The following is a 13,482-nucleotide window of genomic DNA, read 5'->3' on the forward strand; positions in this document are numbered from 1 at the left end:
ATCGAGAATCTAATGAGTGACTATAAGACTACCCTGAATTTGCCGGAAACAGGGTTCCCGATGCGTGGCGATCTGGCCAAGCGCGAACCTGACATGCTGAAACGTTGGTATGAGCAGGATTTGTACGGGATTATTCGCAGCGCCAAAAAGGGTAAGAAAACCTTTATTCTTCACGATGGCCCTCCGTATGCGAATGGCAATATTCATATTGGTCACTCAGTTAACAAGATTCTGAAAGACATTATTGTTAAGTCCAAAGGACTCTCCGGTTATGACTCGCCTTATGTTCCGGGCTGGGACTGTCATGGATTGCCGATTGAGCTGAAAGTTGAACAACTGGTGGGTAAACCGGGAGAAAAAGTCAGTGCAGCGCAATTCCGTCAGGAATGCCGGAAATATGCAGCAGAACAAGTTGCCGGGCAGAAGAAGGATTTCATCCGTCTTGGGGTTCTGGGTGATTGGGATCATCCGTACCTGACCATGGATTTTAAAACTGAAGCCAATATTATCCGTGCACTCGGCAAAATCATTGATAACGGTCATTTGCATAAAGGCGCGAAACCGGTGCACTGGTGTGCCGATTGTGGTTCTGCACTGGCTGAAGCGGAAGTGGAATATTACGACAAAACGTCACCTTCTATTGATGTGGCTTTCCAGGCTATTGATGCAGCGGCCGTGGCGGCAAAATTTGGTGTTAGTCAAGTAGATGGTCCGCTGTCATTGGTGATCTGGACGACAACGCCTTGGACGCTGCCCGCTAACCGTGCGATTGCGCTGAATGCGGAGTTCAGTTACCAACTGGTCCAGGTTGAAGGCAAGGCATTAATTCTGGCGGCTGATCTGGTTGAGAATGTGATGGCCCGTGTGGGTATTACTCACTGGGTCGTTTTGGGGGATTGTACTGGTAGCGATCTTGAACTGTTACGCTTCCAGCATCCATTCATGGGCTTTGATGTCCCGGTTATTCTTGGTGACCATGTGACGCTGGAGGCGGGTACCGGTGCGGTACACACTGCGGGGGGCCACGGTCCGGACGACTATGTGATCAGCCAGAAATACAATCTGGAAATCGCCAACCCGGTTGGGCCGAACGGCTGTTACCTGAGTGGAACTTACCCCGAACTGGATGGCAAGTTTGTCTTTAAAGCGAACGATCTGATAGTTGAGATCCTGCGTGATAAAGGCGCATTGCTGCATGTAGAAAAACTACTACACAGCTATCCATGCTGCTGGCGTCATAAAACCCCCATTATTTTCCGCGCCACGCCGCAGTGGTTTGTCAGCATGGATCAGAAAGGACTGCGTCAACAATCTCTGGCTGAGATCAAAGGGGTGCAGTGGATCCCGGATTGGGGACAGGCGCGGATTGAAGCGATGGTCGCCAACCGTCCTGACTGGTGTATTTCCCGTCAGCGTACCTGGGGCGTACCAATGTCACTGTTTGTCCACAAGGATACAGAAGTATTGCATCCGCGTACCAGCGAGCTGATTGAGGCGGTTGCCAAACGTGTTGAGCAGGATGGTATTCAAGCCTGGTGGGATCTTGACGCGGCCGAGTTGCTGGGTTCGGAAGCCGCTGATTATGTGAAAGTCCCTGACACGCTTGACGTGTGGTTTGACTCCGGTTCCACACATGCTTCGGTAGTGGATGTGCGCCCTGAGTTTGCCGGTCACGCTGCCGATATGTATCTGGAAGGTTCTGACCAGCACCGCGGCTGGTTTATGTCTTCACTGATGATTTCCACGGCGATTAAAGGCAAAGCGCCTTATCGGCAGGTATTGACTCATGGTTTCACCGTGGATGGTCAGGGACGCAAGATGTCGAAATCCATCGGCAATACGGTGAGCCCACAGGCGGTGATGGACAAACTGGGTGCGGATATTCTTCGACTGTGGATCGGGTCTACTGATTACTCGGGTGAGATCGCCGTTTCTGATGAAATTCTGAAACGTTCAGCTGATGCCTATCGCCGTATCCGCAACACGGCCCGCTTCCTGCTGGCCAATCTAAATGGTTTCGATCCCGTACAGCACATGGTGCAGCCGCAGGATATGGTGGTTCTGGACCGTTGGGCCGTGGGATGCGCGCAAGCTGCACAAAAGGAAATTGTCGAAGCGTATGAAAGTTATGATTTCCATCGGGTAGTACAACGTCTGATGCAGTTCTGCTCGATTGAGATGGGTTCTTTCTATCTTGATATCATCAAGGATCGCCAGTACACCGCGCAGAGTGACAGCGTGGCACGCCGTAGTTGTCAGACCGCGCTGTATCATATTGCTGAAGCGTTGGTACGTTGGATGGCTCCGATCATGTCCTTTACGGCTGATGAAATCTGGGGTTATCTGCCAGGCAAACGTGCGCAGTATGTCTTTACCGAAGAGTGGTATGACGGCCTGTTTGGATTGGACAGTGCCGAAACCATGAATGACGCTTTCTGGGATGAAATATTGAAAGTGCGTTCGGAAGTGAACAAAGTGATTGAGCAAGCGCGTAACGATAAACGTATTGGTGGTTCGCTGGAAGCGTCTGTCACGTTGTATGCCGATGCTGAATTAGCTGACAAACTGAACCGTTTGCAGAGAGAGCTGCATTTTGCCCTGCTGACATCCAAAGCGGTGGTGGCACTTTACGAAGATGCACCTGCACAGGCACAACAGAGTGAATTATCGGGCCTGAAAATTGTCCTCAGTAAAGCTGAAGGGGATAAGTGCCCGCGTTGTTGGCATTATGAGTTGGATATCGGTACTCATGCCGAATATCCTGAAATTTGTGGTCGCTGCGCGACCAATATTGGCGGCAATGGCGAAGAGCGTAAATTTGTCTGATGAGTAAATCAATTGGAGCAAGCGGGCTGCGTTGGCTATGGCTGACGCTGGTGGTTCTTGTGGTCGATCTCGGCAGTAAGCAGTGGGTAATGACCCATTTCCAACTGGGTGAGTCGTTATCACTGGTGCCGTTTTTCAACCTGACTTATGCCCATAATCTGGGGGCGGCGTTCAGTTTTCTGGCCGATAAAGGTGGCTGGCAACGTTGGCTTTTTGCCGTAATCGCATTGGCAATCACGGTAACGTTATTGGTCTTTATGTACCGTTCAGACGGGCGTCATAAGCTGAATAATATTGCCTATGCACTGATCATTGGCGGTGCAATCGGCAATCTCTCTGATCGTCTGGTGCACGGTTATGTTATCGATTTTATTGATTTTCATGTCAATAATTGGCATTACCCGATCTTCAATCTGGCAGATACGTCTATTTGTATCGGTGCTCTGCTGATTGTGCTGGAAGGCTTTTTTATTTCGCCAGAGAAGAAGGGTGCAAAGGATAAATAGCGCATGGTACAACAAGTGCAAGCTAACAGTGCAGTGCTGGTCCATTTCACTCTGACGCTGGAAGAGGGTTCAGTGGCTGAGGATACCCGTGCAAGCGGTAAACCAGCGCTGTTCCGGCTGGGAGACGACAGTCTGTCGACTGAATTGGAGCAGCAACTGCTGGGTCTACAGGCAGGGGATACGCGTCAGTTCAGCTTGTCACCGGAGTCTGCTTTCGGCCCTTCGAATCCTGATTTGGTTCAGTTCTTCCTACGTCGTGATTTTGCGCAGACCGGTGTACCTGAAGTCGGTACGATCATGTTGTTCAGCGGCGTAGGTGGCGATGATATGCCGGGTATTATCCGTGAGGTGGCAGAAGAATCCATTACTGTGGATTTCAACCACCCGCTGGCCGGGCATACTGTTACTTTTGATGTGGAAGTTCTGGCTGTTGATCCGCCCGCACAGCAGGAGGTGGGTCATGAAAATATTGTTAGCTAACCCGCGTGGTTTCTGTGCGGGCGTCGATCGTGCTATCAGCATTGTTGAGCGGGCACTGGAAGTGTATGGCGCACCGATTTATGTTCGTCATGAAGTTGTGCATAACCGCTATGTAGTGGATGGATTGCGGGAACGTGGTGCAATTTTTATTGAGCAGATTGAGGACGTGCCTGATGGGGCGATTTTGATCTTTTCTGCACATGGCGTTTCTCAATCAGTACGTACCGAGGCGAAAAACCGTGATCTCACCGTTTTTGATGCCACGTGTCCACTGGTGACCAAAGTGCATATGGAGGTAGCTCGCTCCAGTCGGAAAGGGACGGAAGCCATTCTGATCGGTCACGCGGGTCACCCTGAAGTGGAAGGCACCATGGGGCAATACAATAACCCTGATGGTGGAATGTATCTGGTTGAAGGGCCGGAAGATGTCTGGAAATTGCAGGTGAAGGATGAAACCAACCTGTGCTTTATGACGCAAACCACGTTATCGGTAGATGATACGTCTGCGGTGATTGATGCATTGCGTGAACGTTTCCCGTTGATTATCGGCCCACGTAAAGATGACATATGCTATGCGACGACTAATCGTCAGGAAGCGGTCAGGAGTCTGGCTTCGCAAGCCGACGTGGTGCTAGTGGTGGGGTCGAAAAACTCTTCCAATTCCAATCGTCTGGCGGAGTTGGCGCAGCGAGTGGGTAAGCCTTCTTACCTGATTGATTTTGCTGAGGATATCAAGGAAGAATGGCTCAAGGGTGTGGTTTGTGTCGGGGTGACCGCGGGCGCTTCGGCACCGGATATTCTGGTTCAGCAGGTTGTGAAACGCTTACAATCACTGGGTGGGCAGGTTGCGGTTGAAATGCAAGGCTGTGAAGAAAACATTGTTTTTGAAGTGCCTAAAGAACTGCGTATATCGGTGAAGCGAGTCGACTGATTACAAGAGCAGGCGGAGTCTGTCTGCTCTTGGTGGTTTATTTATATGTGTCGCTTTGTCCGGTATATACGTTCTGGCCGTCCTACTCTACCGTATATGATTTCCGCCTCCAGTAAGTTTTCTTTGACGCCATATTCCAGATAACGTCGTGCCGTTGTCCGACTACTTCCCAAAATTTTTGCCAGCGTCTCGGTCGTGTGTTCCTGATCGCGTCTTTCAAATAATTCCCGTACTTTTTGCAATGTGCATATATCTAATCCTTTAGGAAGCATGTCGCCAGATTCCATCATCTCTTTAGATTGTATTTTGAATAAAGCATCTACATGTTGTTGATTTGCCTGATCCTGTGAACGTAATGCCCCCAGATAACGCTTATAACGCTCTAGTGTCTGTTGCAGCCTTTGGTGATGAATCGGTTTGATCAGATAGTCAAATACGCCCAGGCGTATAGCTTCACTGATTGTTTTCATGTCATTATCAGAAGTGATAAATATTACTCTGGCATGACTTTTTTCTGTAATGAGGTATTTGATGAGCTCTAATCCCTGACCGTCGGGTAGAAAATTATCCAGTAATATGAGGTTGGGTTTATAAATACGCAGCATTTTCTTTGCTTCTGATAATGAACTGGCTATTCCAGAAACACAGAATCTGGCATTTTCTTTAATAAAATCTGAAAATATTTCTGCTAGTTCAGCTTCATCTTCTACTATCATTATATTAATAGACTTCATCTTTTTACCCTTTAATCTGTTGGAATGAATAATGAAAATATTGTCCCGTAAGGGGTATTTTCTTCAATGGTTATATTCCCTTTTGCTTTTCTAATATATTTGTCGACCAGATAGAGTCCGATGCCGTGTTCCGTGCTTTTTTTTGTAGTTACACCTCTATCAAATATTTTTTCTCGAATATCATCCGAGATACCACAGCCATAATCAGCGACTTCAATAACCAGTTCACTATTGTTTTTCGACATATAAACTTCAATGGCAGGTTCTATATTATCAAATTTTAATGTTTCTTTATTTATCATCATGGCATGAATTGCATTATCCAGTAAGTTTCCTATTATGCATATCCATTCTTGATGACTTAGTGATGGTGGTAAGCTGTCTATATCGCAGGCTGGATCAAACTTCACTTTTATACCTAGCTTCTCTGCATCATTATATTTTCCAATTAATAATCCTACTAAATGATTTTCTTTAAATGTTTGGTTTATATAATCAACTGTTTTTTGATGATGAGCCGATTCTCCCATAATCATATCTAATGCATTATCATATTGCTTCATTTGAAGTAAACCAGCCAGAGTCGCCATTTTATTTACTTGCTCATGGCGCATGGTCCTTAGATTTTCACTGTGTAATTGTGCTTGATTTAGTGCTAAATTAAGTAAGCTGATGTCATCTTTTCTCCGAAAGCTAATTACCCATCCATAAAGTTCATGGTTAATATTAACGCAAGTTTTACTGGCAATTACTTCGATACTATTGAAAGATATTATCTGGTCTTTTTTATTTTCGTTATCATTTCTGAAGAAGTTGTCATCATCGAATATAACTTCACTGATTTTCTCACCAAGGAGTGAGTTTAGCGGTTGAACCAATGAAATGATATTCTCCGCTGCCTGGTTTATGGCTGTGATTCTGCCCTCATAATCAATGGCTATGATACCTTCAAAAACAGAGTCGAAGATGGCCTCTTTCTGCATGAACAAATTTGCGATCTCTAATGGCTCCATGTTTAACATCTGTTTTTTTATGTGCGATGAGAAAAGCCAGGCACAGATGGCAAGCAATAAAAATGTAATGGTAAGCGATAATAATAATGTGTTTTTTTGTACATTAAACCATATAGTTAGTTGCGATAAGGTATATCCAACAGAAACAATTCCAATGATTTTATTATGTGTATTATAGATGGGGGATTTTCCCCGTAATGAAAATCCTAATGAGCCACGCTTTATGGAAATGTAACTCTTCCCCTCATTAAACGCCTCCCAGTTATCACCGCCTTTCATTGGTTTGCCAATTTTGTCATCATCAACATGGTAAAGTCTTTTTCCATCGGCATCACCGATTGTAATGAATGTGGCATCGGAGTTTTTATACAATGTCGAGCAAATTTCTTTAAGTCTATTGATATCTTTTGATTCAACAGCTTCAATAATAGAAGGAATTTCTGATATTTGTTTTGCTTGAACAAGCGCCCGTTGTCCTACTTGTTGATGTAGGTAACTACGGGTTTGATCGATGATAAATCTGCCGGTTGTTACAATGGTGATGGTCGATGTAAATAAAATGAGAATAAATATCTTACTTTTAAAGCTAAGATGATTGATGTTATGTTTCATTTTCTCTAAATTACATTTTTTGTTATTATTTACTTTGTTAAATAAATGTGTTGTCTTCATGGTTGGTCTAACTCTATTTGTTAGATGTGTTTGTATGTATTTTATTTTTTTATTTTGTTTTATGTGCTTAATTTTTCGTAAAATGTGATGGGGTTAATTTGTTAAATTCACTAATGCAATCGTTATGTATAAAGGAAGTGACGGCAGAGTGTCTGCCGCCATGTAGGTTACATTGAAAGGATATACTTAATCATCACGCCTGCGGCTATCGCTGAGCCAATTACGCCAGCAACGTTAGGACCCATTGCATGCATTAATAAAAAGTTTTGTGAATTGGCTTCTAACCCCACTTTGTTGGCTACACGTGCAGCCATGGGGACGGCGGATACGCCGGCGGCACCAATTAGCGGATTGATTTCGGTGTTAGTAAAGCGATTGAGTAACTTTGCCATCAATACGCCACTTGCCGTACCAATACCAAATGCAATGATACCTAACAGTAAAATGCCCAGCGTTTGTGGTTGTAGAAATTTATCTGCACTGAGTTTAGAACCCACCGACAAACCCAGGAATATCGTTACGATATTGATCAGTCCGTTCTGCGCAGTATCGCTCAGCCGTTCCACAACACCACATTCACGCATCAGATTGCCAAAACAAAACATACCGAGTAAAGGCGCGGCATCCGGTAAAATTAACGCGACCAGTAATAGCAGCATCACCGGGAGCAGAATTTTTTCCCGTTTACTGACTACTCGTAACTGAATCATCTCAATTTTACGTTCGGACGGTGATGTCAGAGCCCGCATGATGGGGGGTTGAATTAAGGGAACCAGTGCCATATACGAGTAGGCCGCCACGGCGATTGCGCCCAGTAACTCTGGCGCCAGGATACTGGAAAGATAGATGGCGGTGGGGCCGTCTGCTCCGCCAATAATCCCGATCGCCGCTGCCTGTGGTAGCGTAAAATTAATCACGCCGAGTAAATTTAACCCTAATGCCCCCAACACTGTGGCGAAAATACCAAATTGTGCCGCTGCACCAAGCAGTAATGTTTTGGGATTCGCCAGCAATGGTCCGAAATCTGTCATTGCGCCGACCCCCATAAAAATCACCAGCGGCGCGACACCTGATGCGATGGCGGTACGATAGAAAATATAGAGCACCCCATCGCTATAGCCAGAAAGCGAGGCGAATTGCGTGATGTCGTGTATCTGTTGTGGTGAAGCGATGCTGAGCTGCGCCTTGATTGCCGCGACATCTGGCAAACACCCCAGTTTGGCCGAGAATGAGCTGATGATAACGGGATCTGCCTTATAAAGCGCCATCTCCAGCGCCGACATGGCCAGACCGGCATCAGGAATATTCGCCAGTAATCCACCGAAACCAATAGGTAGCAATAACAGCGGCTCAAACTTTTTGGCAATAGCCAGCCAAATCAGCAGCAGACTGATGATGATCATAACCGCCTGGCCGGCTGAGAGGGACATCAACCCCATGCCCTGAAGCAGGGCACTAATCCGTTCCATAACGTATCGCCTTATAGTGTCAGTGCCAGCATGCAGTCACCGACCGCAACAGCATCACCTTCTTTAACTTGTACTGAACTGACCGTGCCTGACTGTGCAGCACGGATTTCAGTTTCCATTTTCATCGCTTCAAGAATAACGACCACATCCCCTTTCTGAATGAGAAGCCCTGGTTTGACGAGGACCTTCCATATATTGCCAGCCAGTGGTGCCTTCACCGGAACCTCGGCATCCGCTTTGACGGGAGTGGTGTCAATCGTTGGCGTAGTTGGCTGAACCTGTTGAATAACACCACCTTCACTGACTTGTACGACATAATCCTTACCATCCACCCTCAGAGTGTAAGTGGCGGGTGTTTTGTCGTTGGTGACCTGCGCAACAGGTGTCTTGGCAACCGTCGGTTGGGATATCTTGTCTACGGATTGCGGCTTGGGTTCAAAGGCCGCCGGATTGTGCCGGTTTTCCAGAAACTTCCAAGCGATTTGCGGGAACAATGCGATAGTCAGTACGTCATCAATTGGATTCTCTGCCAAGGTGATGTTTTTTTCCTGTGCGGTCGTGAGGGCGGTTTTTTCCAGTGTGCTCATCTCTGGCGGCAGCAAATCTGCCGGGCGACAGGTGATGGGCGACTGGCCGTCCAGTATCCGCTGCTGTAGTTCGGTGTTAACGGGGGCAGGTGTTGAGCCGTACTCACCTTTTAAAATGCTGGCGGTCTCTTTGGCGATATTCTTATAACGTTCCCCCATTAACACGTTTAGCACCGCTTGGGTGCCGACAATCTGTGATGTCGGTGTAACTAATGGGATATAGCCGAGATCCGCACGTACTTTGGGTATTTCCGCTAATACATCATCAAGTTTGTCCGCGGCGTTCTGCTGTTTCAGCTGACTTTCCAGATTGGTGAGCATACCACCGGGGACTTGAGCTACCAGAATGCGGCTGTCACTGCCTTTTAACTGACCTTCGAAGGCATGGTATTTCTTGCGAATTTCGCGGAAATAAGCCGAAATTTTCTCTAGCAAAGCTAGGTCAAGCCCCGTGTCATAAGGCGTGTCATTGAGTGCGGCAACCATAGCCTCGGTTGAGGGATGACCATAAGTGGAACTCATTGATGAGATAGCGGTATCAATGTGGTCAACTCCCGCTTCAATCGCTTTGAGCAATGTCATTTCTGACATGCCGGTTGTCGCGTGGCAATGCAGGTGAATATCCACATCCACCCGTTGTTTGAGTTGTTTTACCAGGCTGTAGGCGGTGGATGGGGTGAGAATACCAGACATATCTTTGATGACGATTGAATCGACTCCGACTTCAACCAATTGTTCTGCCAGAGATAGCCAGGTTTTTTCATTATGTACCGGACTAGTGGTATAGCTTAATGCGCCTTGTGCGTGTGCTCCTTGTTTGTGTACTGCCTGTAAGGCGCAACGCATATTGCGAACATCATTCATGGCGTCAAAAACACGAAAAACATCCATGCCATTTGCAACGGACCGCTCGACAAAACGTTCCACTACGTCGTCGGAATAATGGCGGTATCCAAGAATATTCTGCCCTCTTAACAGCATTTGTTGCCGGGTATTCGGCATCGCCTGTTTTATTTCCCGCAAGCGCTGCCAGGGATCTTCGCCAAGGAAACGGATACAGGAATCAAACGTTGCCCCTCCCCAACTTTCCACAGACCAATAGCCCACACGATCCAGCAAGTTGGCGATAGGGAGCATATCGTCCAAACGTAAACGTGTGGCAAATAACGACTGGTGTGCATCGCGCAATACGACGTCAGTAATCGCGACCGGGCGCGCAGATAATGTCATGACCTTCTCCATAATTTAAATCAGCGTTCAGTGATAGGGTGAGTTTGGCGGTAGTGATGTATGGCGGCGGCCATCACCACATTTAGGGAGTTATGCGATACTGTCGGTTGTTTTTCCGCTATGCCGCGGCCCGGTACGATGGGTTCAGCAGGGGGGAAACGCATAATAATTTTTGACATAAGCCCGAGTGCAAAAACCAGTATGATGAGAAAACTGATGACGAATCCCATACCGGATATCATGAGGTACACACCTTCGAGCATTAGCTCACCATTTGTCATTTTTATCGTCCTGTTAATAAAAATACGCATGCCGACAAGACATGCGTATTAGGTAGTTACATCAGTGAGCCAAACACGATGCTGGCAATCACCAGCACAATACCGCCACCGAGTCGGGATGAGATTTGGGCGTAAGAGACCAGTGACAGGCGATTGCAGGCGGACAGTACCTCCAGGTCACCGGAGCCACCGCGGTTGGCCATACACAGGCCCGCAGTGATCGACGCTTCTACCGGATAGAAACCAATAACCCAACCACATAACGCTGAACCTATGATGGCGCCGATGACGATGAAGGCGGCAATAATGACGTTAGTCAGGGTGATGGCATTAATGATCTCACCCAGATCGGTATAACAGACACCAACCCCGACCATGAGTACCCACAGCATTTGTTTGGAAAAGAAATTAGAGAGACGTCTTGCCCCTTCTTTGATTTCCAGTGAGCAAAAATTGGCGGCATTCAGGATGGCGACAATCAGGACCATATAGGCAAAGGTATGAATTTTAATGGAGCCGAAACCTGGGAGAAGGGATTTTGACAATACGTACGATAACAGGTAGCAACAGGTTGCCAGTACCAACCCGATCACGATTTCTTGATGTGTTACCTCGCCGACTTTTTCATCTTTGTCGATCTGGAAGCTGGATTTGCGCACCAGTTCGCCGTTACCGGTGATGGCGGGGTATTTTTTACCTAAAATATCAAGTACTGCAGCCGCTACAATGGCGAAAATATTGGCAATAGTCAGAATGGCAATAGCGATAGAGTAGTATTCTTCACGCGAATTGCCTGTCACCTCATGATAGATTTCTGATAAAGGTACCGCACCTGCGCCATTTCCTCCCCCCATAATAGGCAGTACATACAACATGAGGATACGATCCATGGAAATACCAAACATGGCACCAATGACGATACCAAAGATGGCTGCGCCTAATACACCGGCAAGAATGGTGGGGATATACCCAATCAGTGATTTAAGTAATAATTTACGATTCACGGATAGAATAGAACCGGTAATGAGTACTGAGATGAATAAGTTCAGAAAGTTGCTTTTCTCCATCACATTACTGATTGCAGCTATTTCATTTTTGGTGAAAATATTGGCATAAACCATCCATGCGGCAACTAAAAATATCATGACGGGTGCGCCGCCAATATATTTGTTGAATAAGGGGAGCCGCTTTCCTATTTCACCAAATATGGCACCAATAACGAACATGATGGCAAAGCCACCAACCAGGTCTTTAGGCAAGGTATTCGTAAAATGAGACAAACCTAAAGTGATAAGTGTTAATGCATAGAGTGGCAATGGCATGCCGAATATTTTAAAAGACCATATGGCCCGAGCACCACTGATCTCCTTTTCTGGAAAATTAACCGTGTTTGTCATTATCAATTCTACCTTATCTGTCTATTAAGAGTGGTATATTTTCTGGAGAGCATAGATGCTAATTAAAGTTCCGGGGTTGTTAGTGTGATGCTGTTCAATAATTGTTGCTTTTTTTATTTCCTTAATTATTTTTATTTCCTTTTTTACTGCGTTTTAAATTAAGTTAATAAAGAGCATAAAGATATTTAAGTTAGTGATCATTTGTGATCTGAATCTTAAAAAGTGTTTTTTTTATCCGGTTAAATGCTCGCCATTGTTTGAAATTAAACGTCTGGTATTTAGATACTATGAATGAATATATCAACGTGTCATTTTCATGTGTTGATAGTGGCGACAAGAAAAATGTAGAAAAAATAGGTGTATTTCTACGCCGCTTTGAATTGGGGCTCGATGAACAGGTTGACACCTTTGTTGTCGTGCATGAGGACGAAAAACTTATCGCGTGTGGCGGAATAGCGAAAAATATATTGAAATGTATAGCTGTCGATCCGCTTTGCCGTGGGGAGGGAATCAGCGCCAAATTATTGACTGAGCTAACACTACTGGCGTATGAGCGACAACAAAATGCACTCTTTCTTTTCACTCGTCCGGAAAATGTTCCATTGTTTAAAGAGAGTGGTTTTTATCCTTTGATTGAGATAGCGGACGAAGTTGCGGTAATGGAAAACAGTCCTAACCGATTAATGCGCTATTGCTGCCAGTTGGGGTTGCATCGTCATGGGGGAAAGCGGATTGGCAGTATCGTGATGAATGCCAATCCTTTTACTCTTGGGCATCGCTATCTTATTGAGCAAGCCGCCTCACGCTGTGACTGGTTACATGTTTTTCTGGTAAAAGAAGATGCCTCTTACTTTTCTTATGATGAACGCTGGCGATTACTAAATGAAGGAGTAAAAGGCATATCTAATGTCACACTGCATCCAGGCTCTGATTATATTATTTCTCGTATGACATTCCCCAGCTATTTTATAAAAGACAAAAAGAAGGTGAATTATTGCCATAGTCAAATCGATCTTTGTTTATTTCGCCGTTATTTAGCACCAGCTCTCGGGATTACCCACCGTTTTATTGGTACGGAACCCTTTTGCTCGCTGACACAAGATTATAATCGTGAGATGAAAAGAATATTACAGGAGCCTATCGATAATGTGGCTCCGCTGAAAGTTATTGAATTAGCACGCCTGAAGGTAAAAGGACAGCCTGTTTCTGCCTCAAAAGTCAGGAGTTTATTGTTTATTGGTGAAGTCGGGAAATTATCCACACTTGTTCCAGCCAGTACGTTCCAGTTCTTGATGAATAAAATTAACCGACAGGAAATAACCTCAGCATAAACAGGTGAAGCAGAACGTTTTTATT

The 13,482-nt window shown here is 45.8% G+C and carries 11 protein-coding genes; 5 read left to right on the forward strand and 6 right to left on the reverse strand.

Annotation, left to right across the window (positions count from 1 at the left end; translation table 11 throughout):
• The first annotated feature begins 12 nt into the window (after positions 1–12).
• The 4 genes from ileS to ispH are packed head-to-tail and all read left to right on the forward strand — an operon-like array spanning position 13 to position 4,743.
• The gene (gene ileS, locus RS889_RS03175) at positions 13–2,826 is read left to right on the forward strand and encodes an isoleucine--tRNA ligase (RefSeq protein WP_315709253.1); all 2,814 of its coding nucleotides are present in this window, start codon (positions 13–15) and stop codon (positions 2,824–2,826) included.
• The gene (gene lspA, locus RS889_RS03180; protein ID WP_021017186.1) at positions 2,826–3,332 is read left to right on the forward strand and encodes a signal peptidase II; all 507 of its coding nucleotides are present in this window, start codon (positions 2,826–2,828) and stop codon (positions 3,330–3,332) included. The genes ileS and lspA overlap by 1 nt, the downstream gene beginning before the upstream one ends.
• A gap of 3 nt (positions 3,333–3,335) precedes the next feature.
• Positions 3,336–3,812 carry an FKBP-type peptidyl-prolyl cis-trans isomerase gene (gene fkpB / locus RS889_RS03185; RefSeq protein ID WP_315709254.1) on the forward strand — a complete coding sequence of 159 codons (477 nt, stop codon included), beginning with the start codon at positions 3,336–3,338 and terminating at the stop codon, positions 3,810–3,812.
• On the forward strand, positions 3,793–4,743 hold the full coding sequence (gene ispH, locus RS889_RS03190) for a 4-hydroxy-3-methylbut-2-enyl diphosphate reductase (RefSeq protein WP_315709255.1): 951 nt from the start codon (positions 3,793–3,795) through the stop codon (positions 4,741–4,743). Before fkpB ends, ispH begins: the two co-directional genes overlap by 20 nt.
• 41 nt (positions 4,744–4,784) lie before the next feature.
• Here ispH and RS889_RS03195 read toward each other — a convergent pair whose 3' ends face one another.
• The 6 genes from RS889_RS03195 to citS form a co-directional block, all read right to left on the reverse strand.
• Positions 4,785–5,477 carry a response regulator gene (locus RS889_RS03195; protein ID WP_315709256.1) on the reverse strand — a complete coding sequence of 231 codons (693 nt, stop codon included), beginning with the start codon at positions 5,475–5,477 and terminating at the stop codon, positions 4,785–4,787.
• An 11-nt stretch (positions 5,478–5,488) separates the two neighbouring features.
• Positions 5,489–7,162, reverse strand: coding sequence for an ATP-binding protein (locus tag RS889_RS03200; protein WP_425475109.1), 1,674 nt, complete (start codon positions 7,160–7,162; stop codon positions 5,489–5,491).
• 167 nt (positions 7,163–7,329) lie between these two features.
• On the reverse strand, positions 7,330–8,631 hold the full coding sequence (locus tag RS889_RS03205; RefSeq protein WP_315709257.1) for a sodium ion-translocating decarboxylase subunit beta: 1,302 nt from the start codon (positions 8,629–8,631) through the stop codon (positions 7,330–7,332).
• Positions 8,632–8,642: 11 nt separating this feature from the next.
• Positions 8,643–10,448: a sodium-extruding oxaloacetate decarboxylase subunit alpha gene (gene oadA / locus RS889_RS03210; RefSeq protein WP_315709258.1), complete on the reverse strand. Its 1,806-nt coding sequence runs from the start codon at positions 10,446–10,448 to the stop codon at positions 8,643–8,645.
• Positions 10,449–10,468: 20 nt separating this feature from the next.
• The gene (locus RS889_RS03215; RefSeq protein ID WP_315709259.1) at positions 10,469–10,729 is read right to left on the reverse strand and encodes an OadG family protein; all 261 of its coding nucleotides are present in this window, start codon (positions 10,727–10,729) and stop codon (positions 10,469–10,471) included.
• Between the two features lie 56 nt (positions 10,730–10,785).
• The gene (gene citS, locus RS889_RS03220) at positions 10,786–12,126 is read right to left on the reverse strand and encodes a citrate/sodium symporter CitS (RefSeq protein WP_315709260.1); all 1,341 of its coding nucleotides are present in this window, start codon (positions 12,124–12,126) and stop codon (positions 10,786–10,788) included.
• A gap of 287 nt (positions 12,127–12,413) precedes the next feature.
• Between citS and citC the strand changes: the two genes are divergently transcribed.
• The gene (gene citC, locus RS889_RS03225; RefSeq protein ID WP_315709261.1) at positions 12,414–13,457 is read left to right on the forward strand and encodes a [citrate (pro-3S)-lyase] ligase; all 1,044 of its coding nucleotides are present in this window, start codon (positions 12,414–12,416) and stop codon (positions 13,455–13,457) included.
• Positions 13,458–13,482: the final 25 nt, after the last annotated feature.

It is taken from the genome of Brenneria uluponensis, assembly GCF_032395385.1.
Classification (GTDB): Bacteria; Pseudomonadota; Gammaproteobacteria; order Enterobacterales; family Enterobacteriaceae; genus Prodigiosinella; species Prodigiosinella aquatilis.

Coding starts and splice junctions, on each gene's coding strand:
- ileS (WP_315709253.1), top strand. CDS start 13: ATGAGTGACTATAAGACTACCCTGAATTTGCCGGAAACAGGGTTCCCG.
- lspA (WP_021017186.1), top strand. CDS start 2,826: ATGAGTAAATCAATTGGAGCAAGCGGGCTGCGTTGGCTATGGCTGACG.
- fkpB (WP_315709254.1), top strand. CDS start 3,336: ATGGTACAACAAGTGCAAGCTAACAGTGCAGTGCTGGTCCATTTCACT.
- ispH (WP_315709255.1), top strand. CDS start 3,793: ATGAAAATATTGTTAGCTAACCCGCGTGGTTTCTGTGCGGGCGTCGAT.
- RS889_RS03195 (WP_315709256.1), bottom strand. CDS start 5,477: ATGAAGTCTATTAATATAATGATAGTAGAAGATGAAGCTGAACTAGCA.
- RS889_RS03200 (WP_425475109.1), bottom strand. CDS start 7,162: ATGAAGACAACACATTTATTTAACAAAGTAAATAATAACAAAAAATGT.
- RS889_RS03205 (WP_315709257.1), bottom strand. CDS start 8,631: ATGGAACGGATTAGTGCCCTGCTTCAGGGCATGGGGTTGATGTCCCTC.
- oadA (WP_315709258.1), bottom strand. CDS start 10,448: ATGACATTATCTGCGCGCCCGGTCGCGATTACTGACGTCGTATTGCGC.
- RS889_RS03215 (WP_315709259.1), bottom strand. CDS start 10,729: ATGACAAATGGTGAGCTAATGCTCGAAGGTGTGTACCTCATGATATCC.
- citS (WP_315709260.1), bottom strand. CDS start 12,126: ATGACAAACACGGTTAATTTTCCAGAAAAGGAGATCAGTGGTGCTCGG.
- citC (WP_315709261.1), top strand. CDS start 12,414: ATGAATGAATATATCAACGTGTCATTTTCATGTGTTGATAGTGGCGAC.